The organism is Streptomyces sp. DT190 (genome assembly GCF_049846985.1).
Taxonomy (GTDB): Bacteria; Actinomycetota; Actinomycetes; order Streptomycetales; family Streptomycetaceae; genus Streptomyces.
Window position 1 is genome coordinate 57,498 of the sequence record NZ_JBNCNM010000030.1, and the last position, 13,956, is coordinate 71,453.

Consider the following 13,956-nt stretch of genomic DNA (forward strand, 5'->3'; position numbering starts at 1 on the left):
CTCTCCTCACATCACGGCAGGACGGCCGGCGAGCGGATTCCCGTCGGAACGGAGGTGGGATCCGCGTGAGTCCTCGGATCCTCGGCTGGTCTGGCGAGGACCAGCTTCACCTGTTTGACGGACGCTCCGGTCGCCAGGGCGATGTCGCTCAAGGATGTCCGCCGCAGAGCCAGAGCCTCCACGGCCTTGGCCAGGGCCGTCATACGGGCGTCCTCAGCGTCACGCAGTTCCTCGAGTTCCGGCGTCACTGGGATGATTTTCACCTCGGCGGTCACGCCTACGAGCGCGAGACCATCCTCAACGCTCGCGCGGACCAGCCGCAGCGTCCGCCCGCTCCCGTAGACGCCGTGTTTGGGCTCGTGCGCCACCCATAGACGGCCGCGCCGGCTGGCCTGGCACTCGATGGCCTCGCTCACGCCGCACGCTCCAGGTCCTCGATGATCTGCTGAGCGACGGCATCCGGGATGGGGGTGGGCAGGACGACCTGCCGGGTGCCGATCCGGTACCGCGTGTGACTGCTGGTGCTGTCGACCTTCGTGACCGTCAGGCCCTGTCGACGAGCGGCGGCCTGAATGCGCAGCAGCGGGCCGCCCTCCGTACCCGCCCGGAGCCCGGCGGTCACCTCCTGGGCCTGCTTCCACTCCGCGAGACTCACCACGGGCTCATGCACAGGGCCCGGCGACCACACCCACTTCGAGATCGGATTCCACCGGGAGAAGCCTGGCTGCCCGGTCCGGGACGCCTTCCTGTTGTAGACCTGATAGCCGGTGAGCTTCGGATTTGCGATCAGGCCCTCGACAAGGTTGTGCGTCCATCGGCCCTCGATCGGGTACCGCTCCGGATCGGCCGACAGGATCGAGATGATGTCCCCCGACTTCAGGTGCTCCTCCCGCCGAAGGCGGCAGAGCTCCCGAGAGGCGTCGAAGCGTCGCGCGTCCGGGTGCGGGGCGAGCTTCTTCTTCGGCCGCGCCTCGCCGAACCGGCCCCGAGGCGGCGGCGGTGCGTTCTCGTCGACGACCGCAACGTAGGGGTACGGCGGTATCCCGTGGTTCCACCCGCCGATGGCGTGCTGGAACTGCCCACCCATGGACATCTCCAGCATGACCGTCCGGTACACCTCCGCCTCGACCTGTCCGTAGCGGCGGGTGCGCAGCCGACCGGACTCGGTCCCGCCTTGCGGTTCGTTGGCGTACACCACCTCTATCCCGGACTTCTGGAGCTCGTGCTCCACGGTCAGACTGGCCAGCATGGCCCGCGCGACGCGGTCGGCGCGCTCCGCCAGCACGTGGGTGATGCCCATCGGCTCGGCGTGGGCGAGAAGGTCCTGGAGGCCACCGTCCCGGCGGGTCGGGACGCGCAACGCGTCGTACATCTCCTGGGGGGCGAGGCCCCGGGCCTCGGTAGGGAGCATTCCGGACTCGACGTCCCAGAAGTACGCCGCGAACTCCTCTCCCTCTTCCAGGCATTGGGCGGCGAGGGCCACCTGCCGGGGGATGGAGCTGCTGGGGTTCTGGTTGTCCTTGGTGGAGACCCGGCCGACGAAGGCCGACCGGCGGGGGCGCGCATCCACCTGTACGAAGTTGGCCAGGTCGCTGAGGTCGATGGGCGGTCCGAAGGGGAAAGTCATGGTCCTTCCTGGGTGCTCAGAGAGCGGATGTGTCCTCGCCGTGGCGAATGACCGCGGCCGGGCTCCGAATGGCAGGCCGAGGGTCAAACCGCAGACGCGGCATGAGGCTCATCGCTGTCCCTCAAAGAGAGGAAGACAGGAGAGAGTCGCGGTACCTCGACCCTATGGGTCCCCACTGACAACCACGTTTTCCAACTTCGCCCCTTGCAGCACCAGTTGATGCCTGCCGACCCGACGGTCAGAAAATTCGCGACGGTGTGATGGATTCAGCCTCCTGAACACAGCATCGGCCTCCTCAACGCCCCCAGCCCGAGGAAGCCGATGCCCATTCGTCCCGTCCGCCGCTCCGAGTCGACCCAGAACGCCGCCGCGGGAAACGTCGCCCTCGTCGAAACGCTGCGGCTTGCAGTGCCCCTCCATATCGCCGAGCTCCGCGACCGTCCCACTGACGTGCTCGTAGCCATCGCCAGCGAGTCGGCCAGCGTCGTCGGCTCCAAGGGCGACGTTCTCCAGTTCCACTCTCCGAAGCGAGGGGCGGCAGCCGAAGCGTTCAACGCGCTCGCGAGGGGACTGGCGGCCGCCGCGATCGTCACACACGGCGGTGTCACCTTCGCCGGCGCCCACTGGTGCACCGTCCATGCCTGCTCGGATCCCGACGCCGACCATCCGCAGCCAGACGTCACCCCGCCCTGACCGGTATCGGCCCGGGTCGTGCCTGCGGACGTAGTACACAGCGGCGACGCCGCACCGGCCTTGTCTGCCCGGGCCACTGAGAGGTCAGGAGGCCTCAACCCCATGCCTTACGCCGAACGCCGCTTCGACAATGCCGAGACGGCCCTACACCTCGATGAGGAATGCAGCTACTGCCGCGCCGCAGCCGGTCAGTACTGCGACCCTGACTGCCCGTTGGGCGTCATCGATCCCAGTTACACCCGCGAGGAGGAGCCCCCATCAATGTGGGAGCCGCCGCCCCCACCTGGCTGGTGACCACCTCGCGCCACTCCCACCGGCCCCCGGCCGCTGTAGGGCCCGGGCAAGTCGTGAACCCGACGCCCCACCGAGCGCCGCAGGACATGGCCGGTTCAGCGGCCACCATGCACCCCGCCCCAGAATGGAGACCAGATGCCTCCCACCGAACCGGAACGCGTCGACGAGCTACGCTCCCGCATCGCAGCAGCCGCCCGTACGATCACCATCAGACTCGGCCCCAACGCTCTTGCGATGGCCTCGGCACAGCAGCCGATCCGCCTATCGGGAGGGGAGGCCGACATGGTGGCTTCAGCAGTCGTTGACGTACTCGCACAGGAGATGCTGCTCGCTCACCAGGAGTGGGAGGGCAGTGGAGTGTCCCTACGCTCGTGTTTGGTACCTGGCTGCCTCCGCCAGTTCGACATGATCGCCTCCCTCTCCGGTGCGCCTCCAGAACGCGAGGACCGGTCAAGTGATGGCTGGCTCCAGCACCGGCCGCTGAGCGGTCACGCGTGCCCCGAGCATGCGCAGGCCCTTTGGACATCGGGCAGGCACATCCCGGACTGGCACCACCACAGCGACGACGACACTCGTCTGCTCTGTGCCTGCGGGTGGGAATCCGGCAAGGTGCAGTTCCGGGGCCACGGCGTCACGCTGTGGCAGGCGCACGCACTCGAGGTTCTGAACAAGGACCCGGGCGACACGGTCAGCACGGTCAGCACGGTGCAGACCTCGATGACTGCGGAGCAGCTCGCTGAGCTCGCCGTCAGCGCCCAGCGGCGGGGCCCCGGGCTGGCAGCCGGCCGGACCAAGGAGCAGCTTGCCGCCGTAATGCCGGGCTTCATGCGCGACGCCGTGGACGCCCACGTACCGGGTCTGGCCGCACTACGGGCCGTCGCCGACGCAGCCCATGGCCGGTACGAGCGTGGGCTGATTGCCTGGCTGGAGACCCTGGACTGAGATCTTCTGCCGCCCGTCACCGCCAGGCGGGCGGCGGTGTACCCCTGCCGTCGGCCTGTCCAACGGCCAGGGGCCTGTGTCCCTGCGGTTTCGCCCTCCGCCTTCGCCGGGCGTCGCAGGACTCGCAGGCACTCACGGGTCTGCTACGTCCCATCCGAGAATCCGTGATCGTCAGCCATGGACCCGCTCGGGTCCCATGAGGACGCCCGTAGGTTCCTTCGGAGAGGATGGGGTTGTGAGCTTCCCTGCACCACCCTGCGCAGAGTGCGCCGAGCCGCTTCAGTACGACGTGGAGATCCGCCGCTTCGTCTGCGGCAACGTCCAGTGCTCAGCGCTGGGCATGGAAGTCCCTATTTGGCGCGCTTTGCAACAGTCCGGGCTCGCTGCTTCGGACCCGCCCGGGCTGCCACGCCCGGTCCACAAGGGCCTGCCGGTGCCCTGGGTCGCTCCCCGGACCGCGGACTTCGTCTTCTGGCTCGCCCTCGATGGGGCACGCTGCGCCCTCGCGCACAACCGGTGGCTCTGCCAGGTGTGCGGCGATGAGCTGCCCGAGGAGGCGTGGGTACTGGCCACCCCTGAGGGCCAGGTGCTCCAAGCCGCGCTGCACGCCAAGTGCAAGGACTTGGCGCTGGAGTTCTGCCCTCACTTGTCCAGTGGCGACACCCGCGCCGTCCCGATGCTGGTCTCCCGGGACGAGCTCTCGGCCGATGGTCATCCGCTGAGGGACGCTACTCCTTCGGACCCGTTCTTCCTCCATCAGTGGCAGGTCACGAGGTAGTTCAGTTGGCTGGCCATCAGCCTCCTGTACCTGGCGCAACCGGCACGGAGATTCGCGACGGATGAGGGTCCGTCGTGGTCCGGCAGCAGTCTTCCGGCGTCCCACTTCCCGACCAAGCCGGAGCCACAATGCCGCACACCATCCCCTTCGCTTCCCACTGCCCGGAGACCGCAGCACGGCAGGTATGGGCAGCTTCACTCTCACGGGCCGAGGAGTACGCCGCCCGCTACCTGACCGCCACCTTTTCTGATCTTGAAGTCAGTCGCTCTGGCGGCCCGGCTGAGCAGCCCGGCCTGTCGTTCGAGCGTGCCGGCTGCGGGAGCGTGTTCGTGACGACCGACTCCGAGCGGGCCACCCTGCGCGCCCACGGCCTGCACTGGGAACTGTGGAGCGCGGCCGTTTCCGCCCTGCACGGCGGTGAGCACTTCGTCCTGGTCGACGCCGACGGCAGTGATGTCGAAGAGCCCCGAGCTGCCGCGCCGGGCTCGTACACCGACACCTCAGACGAGGACTCGCTGGTCATACGGGACGACGGCACAGCTGACGTGAGGTTCTTCGAGCTGAGCATCGACGAGATGGCCCAGGTTCTCGCCGCGCTCCGAGATGGCCTTGGCCGCCTCTGTCAGCGCCGGTGCACCCGTTGCCATCTGCCGCAGTGGCGGCACTCCGCGCGCCGCAGCGGTGAACACGTGGTCTGTGACTCCTTCACCCTGGCCTGCACCGACTGCCTGCCGCACACGGATGCCGAGGAGTGCGCCCAGGCCCGCACCGGGCAACCCTGCACCCGCCAAGCCACGCGCGCACGGGCCTCCCGTCCTCAGGGCGGAGAGGACGTTCTGGCGTCGCTTCTGGAGACGTTCAACGGCTGGGACCTGGCCGCTCTCGCACACACCGCCGTGGAGCTGTTCGGCACGCACGGCGACGTCAACGACGAGCTGAGCGAAACCCAGAAGGACGTACTGGAGCGCGCCGCCACGTTCTTCGACGAGATCAGCACGCCCATGTAGAACACACCCTCCGTGCCGGGCCCCGGACTGTCGGAGCAGCCAAGGGCCCGGCGCCCGCGCGGCGGAGGATGACGCTCTTGTCGATCGACCCTGGGACGTGACGGGCTCCTGGCCGGCCCCACCCCGGCGCTGCGGTTCCTTGCGTAGGGCGGGAACACCGCTCCCAGACCACAACCTCGACGCCACGAATCGGCTCTGCAGCGGGACTGTCCGCTACCGAGTCCACGATGGGTCTCCGTCGGCCGGCGAAAGCCTCTGCTACACGGAAGGTCAAGCATGCTCCCACCGACACTGGCTGCCGCCCTGAGCCCCGCCACCCCACTGCGATGAGAAGACCCGGAGATCGAGAGGCGCCCATCGCTGTTCCTGCTGAGCAGATTCCGCCGGGCTGTTACTGGTGGACCGACCCGGACGGGGCACTGTGCCTGCTGCCAGGGTGTCTAGCCCGGATCAACGACCCCGACGCCGCCTGCACCTGCAGAACCCTCGCCTCCCGCCTGACCAGGGCCGAAGAACGCCTGGCGGAAGCCGCAGAGCGGGAAAGGTATGCGAGCACCTGGTGGGCCGCGCTGCGGGCGGCGGTGGACGCGCATCCAGCGCGGGACGAGATCCTCCGCGACGCGCGGCGCCGGGCCGGCCGTTGACCCGCTGTCCCGTCTGAAGCCGGCGAGAACGCCGGCACCCGCGTGTGGACCGTGGCGGTGCGGGCCTTCGAGCCGAAATTCGCGAGCGTGAGGACCATCGCGGTTCCGGGGCGCAGGCTCAGCCCGTCAACCCCACCCACCAGCGCCGCACGGATCGTCTGTGCGGCGCTGGCTCCGCACTGCCGGACGGGTCCTGAACCGCGTCCAGAAAGGTCCGTGCCCATGTCGGTCATCGAGACCACGATCAGCAGCACCGCCGCCTACCGCCAGGCCCTGGCCACCATCCAGAAGGCATCTCGTGCCTACGCGACCGGCGAGAGCCCGCTGGACGACGCCACCTTCGACCGGCTGCGGGACCAGCTGGTCGCATGGGAGGAGAACCACCCGGAGGACGTGGCGGCGAACTCCCCCTCCGGCAAGGTCGCTGACGGGGCGGTCCCTGCGGGCGAGGTCCCGCACACGGTGCCCATGCAGTCCCTGGACAAGGTGAACACGCCCGCCAAGCTGCTGGCCTGGGAGGCGTCGCTCCAGCGGCGTCTGGGCGGCCCGGTCACCGGCGGCTATGTCGTGGACGTGAAGCTGGACGGCTTCGCGGTCGCCGCGCGGTACCAGAGCGGTCGCCTGGTCAAGCTCGTCGGTCGTGGCGACGGCCGTCAGGGCGAGGACTGGAGCCATGCCATCGGCACGATCGCCGGTCTCCCCCAGCAGCTGAACCGGCCGCTGACCTTCGAGGTCAGGGGAGAGGTCCTCTTCACCCACAAGCAGTTCGAACGGGCCAAGGAGGTGCGCGCCCAGCACGGCGGGGACGCGTTCGCCAACGCCCGCAACGCCGCCGCTGGCACCATCCGGGCGAGGAACAGGGCCTACACCCTGGAGATGACGTTCTTCGCCTTCCAGGCCGTCGAGCTGCCGGGCAGCGAGGTGTTCGCCCATACCTCACACGCCGACCTGATGAAGTGGGTCGCCGACACCGGCATACAGACCACGGAGGCCACCCCGCCGAAGGCCCACGTCGTCGCGACGATGGCCGAGGTACAGAAGCAGGTCGCGGCGATCGCTGTGATGCGCCCCAACCTGCCCTTCGACATCGACGGCGTGGTCATCCGCGCGAACAGCCGCACCGAGCAGACCACCGCAGGTACCGGCTCGCGGCACCCCCACTACAGCGTCGCCTACAAGCTGCCCAGTCTGGAGCGAATGACCAAGCTCCTCGACGTGGTCTGGGCCGTGGGCAAGACCGGCATCCTCGCACCCCGGGCCGTGCTGGAGGAGATCGAGATCGACGGCAGCATGGTCACATCCGCAACCCTGCACAACCCCTCGGAAATCACCCGAATTGGGCTCATGAAGGGAGATACGGTCTACGTCCGGAAGGCCAACGACATCATCCCGCAGGTGGTGGGGCCGGTGACCCACCTGCGCACCGGGACCGAGGAGACGATCACCTTCCCCGCGTCCTGCCCGGTGTGCGGCGGGAAGATCAACACCGACAAGGGCCGCTGGACCTGCGATGAGACGGCGAACAATGGCGGCTCCTGCGGACTCCCCGCCGCCCTGCTGTACGCCGCAGGCCGCGAGCAGTTCGACATCGACGGTCTCGGCCCGGCGGTGATCGGCAACCTCGTCGAGGCTGGTCTGGTGCGCGATGTCGGCGACCTGTTCCACCTCACCCTGGATCAGCTCACCGAGGCGACCCGGGGCAGCGGTGAGGCATCGAACCTGCTGGAGCAGATCACGGCGGCGAAGGACCGCCCGCTGGAGAAGGTGCTGGCAGCGCTGGGCATCGCGGGTACCGGAGTGGAACTCTCCGAGCGGCTCGCCGCTCACTTCCGGTCGATGGACGCATTCGTCACGGCCGACACCCAGGTGCTCATGGAGGTGGACGGCATCGGGGTCAAGAAGGCCGAGCTGATCGCCCGGCAGCTCCCCCGGGTCGCTGCGGTGGTCAAGAAGCTCGCCACGGCAGGCGTGAAGCTGGCGGCCGATCTTCAGTCCGCCCCCGTGAGCGGGCCGCTCACGGGCAAGACGGTCGTCGTCACCGGCACGATGACGGGGCCGCTCGCTGCCTACGACCGCGCCGCGATGAACCAGCTGATCAAGGACGCGGGCGGCAAGCCCGGCCGCGACGTGACCTCCAAGACCCACCTGCTGGTCGTCGGGGAGCGGGCCGGAGGCAAGCTCGCCAAGGCCGAGAAGCACAAGATCGAGGTGATGAACGAGGAGGCGTTCGCGATCCTGGTCGCTCAGTTCACCAGCTGACCCGATCGGTCGTACATCCAGCGGAGCCCGCTCTCACTGAGGGCGGGCTCCGCGTCTTCTTACCGTTCCGGCCCTCTGCACCGGGCGGGGCCTGACGTGCCGGCCGCCGCAGCCCCCGACGGCCGCTCCTGTGCCCGTCGGCAGGCCCGCGCGCACAAGAGGCTCTGGGCGTCCGCGACCGCCGATGAGACCAGACACTCCGACCAAGAAAGACGATCATGAAGCACACGTATCTGTACCCCCTGCCGGACGATGCGCTCTTCCTGTGGAGGGCTGGCCGCCAGAGCGCCACCGACCTCTTCGGCGTCCCAGCGGACAGCCCCGACATGTGGACGAGGCTGGTCGCGCTGGACGAGCAGCTGGGGGAAGCACGTGAGACCGTTGCGCGGCTGATCGAGGACGCCGACCGCGTCTGCCTGGGGCAGCGGTACGCCATTCCTGGGTCCATCGACCCGCAGATCACTGACATCGAAGAAGACGTCCACGCCTCCACCCGGACGGTGACCTGCCTTCTCTGGGACGCGCCGCTCCTGGACCCGTCACTGCGCGCCGTGGTGGTCACCGCGCTCGGGCTGCCGGATGTCGAAGTGCCCGGGCGAGATCCCGCCGCGGTCATCACCCGGTTCCTTCAGGCCCATGAGCACCAGCGGCTCATCCCGTTCTGGATGTGACCGGCTGTCGCCGCACTGCCCGCCCGGCCTACGACCGGCGAAGCGCTCTGCCCCTGAACAGCCCTCGCTACTGCTGCCCCCTCAGTGGACCGAGAGGGGGCAGCAGGCACCTTCGATCAGAAGCGGCGTTCTCACCTGCACGCTGTCCGGCTGTTACGCCGATCTCCCCAGCTCTTGATGCCTCCCGATGCCACCTCACCGGGCAATCCTCGCTAACCGTCGCTATTCGTCGCATCAGCTCATAAGTTCAGCACTTCTCTCTCGAGCAGCCACTCGCTGCCAGTTGCCCAAGGCGCACGAGCACGTCCAGACCCGACCAACCGCTTCCACGAGGAATCACACGATGAGCATCGCTGCACGCACCCGGTACACCGGGGGTACCCGGACCGCTGGGTGCCTCCGGCTGCTCACTCTTCCGTTCCGGACGGCCTACCGGCTGTTCCGCCCGAGCCGCCAGGACCGGATATCGGACCCGGCCATCACGGCCGCGCAGGTCGCGCGGACGACTGTCGGCGGAGCGGCCACACTGTGGCTGATCCGGTCCTACCCCCTCCAGGAGTCGGCGGCCGATGTCGCGGCGGACCAGGTGCTCGAGTTGTTCCTCAGCGCTGGCGTTCTGCTCGTCGCGGGCCCCATCGCTCTGGCCTGCTTCGTGCTGTCCGCGCGGTCTTCCGTGCGCGCCGTCTACTGCCGGCGTCTTGCCGGGCCGGCCGCGGGGTTCGCTGCGCTGCTCGGATCGGCGGTGGGACTGTGGTTCCTGCTTCTGGGCGGCGCGGTGCAGGTGACCCAGGCGCTTGGCGGTCTGCCGATCGTCGGCGCGCTCGTCTCCACGGCGGGCGTACTGTTCGGCGTTCCTTTCGGTGCTGCAGCCGTGGTGCTGAGCGTGCACTACACCTTCCGCGTCGGTGACGTCTCCGAGGTCCTGCCGCCTTTGCTGTCACCCGTGCTGGTCTGGTCGCTGTTCGTCGTCCAGGCCTTGGACGGCCCGCCGGTGGCTGCCCCTCCGGCGGTGCACGCGCTGTTCGTGGTCGGCCCGCCGGTGTCCGTCACGTTGCTGTCGGTGTGGGAGCTCCAGCGCCTGCGTACGCGGCACCACCTGACGATCCGACGGGCCCTGGGACGGAGCACCCCATTCTCCTGTTGAGGCCCAGCGGCCGCAGGGGCGCCGAGGCTTCAGGCAGATGCGGGCTGTCCACCGGTGGGTGGAGCGAAAGAAGCGGGCCGGCAGGGCACGAGGGGAGCGAGGATTCGCGCGCATGCGGCGATCGGGCGGGGTCCGTCACACAGTCAGGGCGTCAACACGCAGGTCAGGGGCTCTTCCGCCTGCTCCCTCCCCACTACGCCCAGGGACTTCACGATGGCCGCGATCCCCCAGCCGCCCACTAGGCAGTGCACCCGATACAACAAGGACGGCTCACGCTGTGCCCGGAAGACCTCGATGGCTGACGGCTGGTGCCGGTCCTGCGACGGGTTCGGCCGCCCGCGAGCGGCCCAGCCGGAGGCAAAGCCTGACCTGAGGCAGGAGACACGCTGGCGGGAGGCCAGTGTGCGTCCGCTCGAGTCCGACGAGGCGTACGAGGTGTCGATCTCCAACGCGGCCCTCAACCACTTCATCGACGCGCACGGAGGGGATCGCCGGGCGGCAGAGGCGCAGATACGCTCGCTGCTCGAAGATCTGCTCGCCGTCGACGCCCGCCCGGCGCTGCGGCATCCCGAGACCGGCCGGTGGCGGCTCCGTACCCAGCGGGACAAGTTCTCGGTCACCCTCAGCAGGGACGCCTCCGTCGTCACCGGTTACAAGGCCCGTCACGTGGATCGGACCTACGCCCAGGTCAAGGCTGGCGTCCCCAGCCGGGTGGCGTCTCCTCGCCATCGCGAGAGGAAGAAGTGGTTCCTGGCCTTGCAGACCGAGCTGCCCTTCGGCATGGGCGTGATGACCGCGCGGCTCTTCGCCCGCCTGGAACTCGGGTTCGAGATGACCGAGGACAATGCCGCCGAGGTGATCGAGCAGATGCGGGACTACATGGCGCGAGCGGGTATCTCGCTGCCCACCCAGGAAGGCGAGTCCCGCGTCACCGACTCGGCGGGGCTGGAGTGGACCTTCGAGGTGCTTCCGGAGCAGCGCCCGTACCTCGTGCGCGTCTCGTGGGGCACCGAAGGGTAGCGGGCGGACGGCCGCGACCTGAGCCGTGTCGCGGAGGACTGGGGCCCGGCGCCCCGACGTCGGGCTAGGGCTATACGGAGCGGGTTGCCGTTTCAGGCTGGTGCTCCAGTGTCACAGCGGCGGCCCGGAGGTCGGCTGGTAGCTCCTCGTCGCACCAGTACTGCGTGCCGGTCATCCGTCCGTTGCTCCGGGTGATGCGCCAGATCGGCAGGGCGTCACAGAATCCGCTCGGGTCACGGACACGGTCGAAGACCGACCCGCAGATCTCGTGACCGGGGTAGCCGGCCCGCTCCGGAGGCAGCGGCCAGCCCGAGGGGCACAGCGACAGCCTCATCGTGTACCGCTTCCGCTTGAATCCGGGGACGACAGCCCCCTTCCACTCCAAGGTGGTCACATCCAGCGGGGTGCGGAGCGCGGGCTGCAGCCGGTAGACATCGCCCTCCGTGACGACTCGGCGCTCCTCGACGAGAACCCGGGCTGCGGTTTCGATGACATCTGCTGTGACTTCCTCGCCCGTTGCGTGATCGACGCGTTCACGGAAGTACGGGTCGGCCTGGATCTCGGCCAGTGCCGCGCCGTCGGGGTGTTCGGTCAGCCAGCGGCACAGCAGCCAGGCTGCGTGTCGAACGACCTCTGGTTGGTCGCGAGCGGCATACCGGGTGATCGCTGTGGTCATGAGCGAACGGTAGAGGTCCGGGGAGCCACCGACCGTACGTCGACGCTGGAGCTCCCGAGCCGTGCCTGTCCTGAGCGGTGTCCGGTCTTCAAGTCAGAGTGCACTGCCGCGGACACGCGTTGACGGCACCCGGTCGGATGCCGACGTGCCGTCTGCCGCAGCACCTTGCTCCGGACGTAGAGAGGGACCCGTATGGCTACGCATGTCACCGAGCCGCTTGACCAGGAGGAGCGGGTAAGCCGATGGGGGCTGGAACCGCACGTGCCCATCGACCTGTCGCCGACCCGGATCTTCCTCTTCGTGATCAAGGTGGGGCTCGTCTACGGGGCGGCCTGTTGGGCGTGGGAGTACGCCCGGCGCAGTGGGCTCGCCGAGACGATTCACCAGCCTGTGGTCGCGTACCTGCGGTCGAACAGCGCGGGGCTGCCAATGGCCCCCGGTGACCTCGTCGACTGGTGGGTGGGCTTGGGCGCCGGGGCCTTTCTCACGAGCGCTGTCCTGCGGTCATGGCCCGCGCGTCTGCTCTGGTGCTGCTGGGGTGTCTGGTCGATAGCGATGGTCTCGTCCGGGACCCCGCAGGATGCCCGCTCGGTGGCCGTCGGTGTGGCCACGCTGGCCTGGGCGGCCGTCTCCGTCGTCGCGCTGCGCGGCCGCGGCTAGGACGCCGCTCGCTTCGAGTGCGGGACGTGGGCGCCTAAGTCCCGCACCATCCTGGGGCCGTGAGTCGCTACAGTCGCTGAGCATCTCCCGGCCCGGGCCCGGTGGAGGGCATGGGCTCGCCCATCAGCCATGCGTAGGCAGCTTCTACCGCGTTCGCGGAGCGCGCGAACCGGTCGCCGGACTGGAAGTGACGGTCGGCCAGCGCCTCCCAGCCTCCGGCGTGCTCGGCCGCGGCCTGGAAGGCGCGGGCGACACTGCCGGCGACTTCGACGTACACGTCGGCCTCAGGCGTGACCCACTGGTCGACGATGGTCATCACCTCCTGCATCGCCTGCTTGTCCAGGCGCCGGTCCTTGTCCGCCAGGTCCACGCCCAGGCCCCAGATGAGGCTGCGCATGGCCTGGGTCTCCCAGGTGTCATCGCCTCCGGCGTACAGACGGCTGCTCTGGCGCCGCTCGGACCGTTCGTACTCCTGGTCAGCGTGCCGTCGGGCGAGGCGGTAGAGCGCAACCAACAGAGAAGCCGTTGCCCTGGGACCTGCTGCGGCGAGCGCGTCGCGCAGTCGCTCGAGGTCCTCCTGCGGGACGGGCACAACGGTGCGCAGCGGTCCCCGTTCGGCATCCAGAGCGGCAAGGCTCTTCGGTTCTCCTCCGCCGCTCTGCAGGACGGTGTTGGTGTACCGGGCGGGTCCGACCGCGAACCAGCCGACGTCCTGGCTGTCGACGACCCGGAACGGGTACTCCTCGGCCTCGTCCACTTCACTGTCGAGAGGATGAAGGTCGGTCAGGCTGGGATGGGCTTCAGTGGTCAGCGCGTCGGGCTTCCCCTGCTGTACGGCCACGATCTGCTGACCCGTCTTCTGGGGCAGGGCCTGGACGGAGACGTGCCGCTCGGTGATCCGTGGGTGCTCGTTCACGAGGGCGGTCAGGATCGCGGTGCTGGCGTCTCGGAGGAAGGCTTGCAGAGTCTGGGCGCTCCAGCGTCGGCGGGCGGAGACCCGCACCAGGAGCATCGCCGGCTTGTGGCCGGTCAGCGGAGGCATGCCCGTTTCGCGCGTCGGCCGCGGGCCGTACACCTCGGCCCTGGCTCGGTACCAGCCTTCGTGGGAGATCAGGTAGTCGCAGGCGTCGGCGATCAGTTGCGCCGCATCGAGGCCGCCCTGGCCGCGCGGCAACATGGCCACCACCATCAGCGGAGCCGTAAACAGCTCCCCGCTGTCCGCCTGCCCCAGCGGGTCGGGTGCCATCAGAACACCGGCGGGGGGCCGCCGGCCGGCGTCGGGCACGGTCCACTGCTCCAGCGCGGCCGCGGCGTCGCCGTACGTACGCCCCGATGCCGCCATCACCGCGCGGACTTTCAGTTTGCGGGTGCGGTCCTTCGTCATGCTCAGCTCCGTGCCGCGGCGCTTCCCACGCATACGCCGCACTGGAGTTCTGTGCAGGACGGCTTCGACCAGGAGCACGCGATTCCTCGAACCTTGCTCCGCCTTCGGAGACCGGGCGTGGGCCGCGTCTCCTGGGAGCTCCGGCGTACGTGCACGC

At 69.1% G+C, this 13,956-nt stretch carries 13 protein-coding genes; 9 read left to right on the forward strand and 4 right to left on the reverse strand.

All coding sequences use genetic code 11. The features are described 5' to 3' along the window. Positions 1-11 precede the first annotated feature (11 nt). Positions 12-416 carry a hypothetical protein gene (locus tag ACPXCS_RS35655; protein ID WP_425823894.1) on the reverse strand — a complete coding sequence of 135 codons (405 nt, stop codon included), beginning with the start codon at positions 414-416 and terminating at the stop codon, positions 12-14. Further along, positions 413-1,627, reverse strand: coding sequence for a recombinase family protein (locus tag ACPXCS_RS35660; RefSeq protein ID WP_425823892.1), 1,215 nt, complete (start codon positions 1,625-1,627; stop codon positions 413-415). Before ACPXCS_RS35660 ends, ACPXCS_RS35655 begins: the two co-directional genes overlap by 4 nt. A gap of 321 nt (positions 1,628-1,948) precedes the next feature. On the opposite strand from ACPXCS_RS35660, the gene ACPXCS_RS35665 reads away from it, so the two are divergent. The 8 genes from ACPXCS_RS35665 to ACPXCS_RS35700 all read left to right on the forward strand — a co-directional run bounded on the left by ACPXCS_RS35665 (position 1,949) and on the right by ACPXCS_RS35700 (position 11,079). After that, positions 1,949-2,320 carry a hypothetical protein gene (locus ACPXCS_RS35665; RefSeq protein WP_425823890.1) on the forward strand — a complete coding sequence of 124 codons (372 nt, stop codon included), beginning with the start codon at positions 1,949-1,951 and terminating at the stop codon, positions 2,318-2,320. A 429-nt stretch (positions 2,321-2,749) separates the two neighbouring features. Further along, positions 2,750-3,556 carry a hypothetical protein gene (locus tag ACPXCS_RS35670; RefSeq protein WP_425823888.1) on the forward strand — a complete coding sequence of 269 codons (807 nt, stop codon included), beginning with the start codon at positions 2,750-2,752 and terminating at the stop codon, positions 3,554-3,556. A 433-nt stretch (positions 3,557-3,989) separates the two neighbouring features. Continuing rightward, entirely contained in the window at positions 3,990-4,334 is a 345-nt protein-coding gene (locus ACPXCS_RS35675; RefSeq protein WP_425823886.1) for a hypothetical protein, read from the forward strand. Between the two features lie 329 nt (positions 4,335-4,663). Further along, positions 4,664-5,341, forward strand: a complete 678-nt coding sequence (locus ACPXCS_RS35680; RefSeq protein WP_425823884.1) for a hypothetical protein — start codon at positions 4,664-4,666, stop codon at positions 5,339-5,341. A gap of 866 nt (positions 5,342-6,207) precedes the next feature. Continuing rightward, positions 6,208-8,244: an NAD-dependent DNA ligase LigA gene (ligA, locus tag ACPXCS_RS35685; RefSeq protein ID WP_425823882.1), complete on the forward strand. Its 2,037-nt coding sequence runs from the start codon at positions 6,208-6,210 to the stop codon at positions 8,242-8,244. Between the two features lie 218 nt (positions 8,245-8,462). Continuing rightward, positions 8,463-8,915 carry a hypothetical protein gene (locus tag ACPXCS_RS35690; RefSeq protein ID WP_425823880.1) on the forward strand — a complete coding sequence of 151 codons (453 nt, stop codon included), beginning with the start codon at positions 8,463-8,465 and terminating at the stop codon, positions 8,913-8,915. Positions 8,916-9,258: 343 nt separating this feature from the next. Then, the gene (locus ACPXCS_RS35695; protein ID WP_425823878.1) at positions 9,259-10,059 is read left to right on the forward strand and encodes a hypothetical protein; all 801 of its coding nucleotides are present in this window, start codon (positions 9,259-9,261) and stop codon (positions 10,057-10,059) included. 402 nt (positions 10,060-10,461) lie between these two features. Continuing rightward, the gene (locus ACPXCS_RS35700) at positions 10,462-11,079 is read left to right on the forward strand and encodes a hypothetical protein (protein WP_376620829.1); all 618 of its coding nucleotides are present in this window, start codon (positions 10,462-10,464) and stop codon (positions 11,077-11,079) included. Positions 11,080-11,149: 70 nt separating this feature from the next. Here the strand turns inward: ACPXCS_RS35700 and ACPXCS_RS35705 are convergent, their stop codons facing one another. Next, positions 11,150-11,755, reverse strand: a complete 606-nt coding sequence (locus ACPXCS_RS35705; RefSeq protein WP_413093098.1) for a hypothetical protein — start codon at positions 11,753-11,755, stop codon at positions 11,150-11,152. Positions 11,756-11,947: 192 nt separating this feature from the next. On the opposite strand from ACPXCS_RS35705, the gene ACPXCS_RS35710 reads away from it, so the two are divergent. After that, positions 11,948-12,415 (forward strand): hypothetical protein, encoded by a 468-nt coding sequence (locus ACPXCS_RS35710; protein ID WP_425946736.1) that lies wholly within the window; start codon positions 11,948-11,950, stop codon positions 12,413-12,415. 67 nt (positions 12,416-12,482) lie between these two features. Here ACPXCS_RS35710 and ACPXCS_RS35715 read toward each other — a convergent pair whose 3' ends face one another. After that, the gene (locus ACPXCS_RS35715) at positions 12,483-13,799 is read right to left on the reverse strand and encodes a hypothetical protein (RefSeq protein WP_425823874.1); all 1,317 of its coding nucleotides are present in this window, start codon (positions 13,797-13,799) and stop codon (positions 12,483-12,485) included. Positions 13,800-13,956 lie beyond the last annotated feature (157 nt).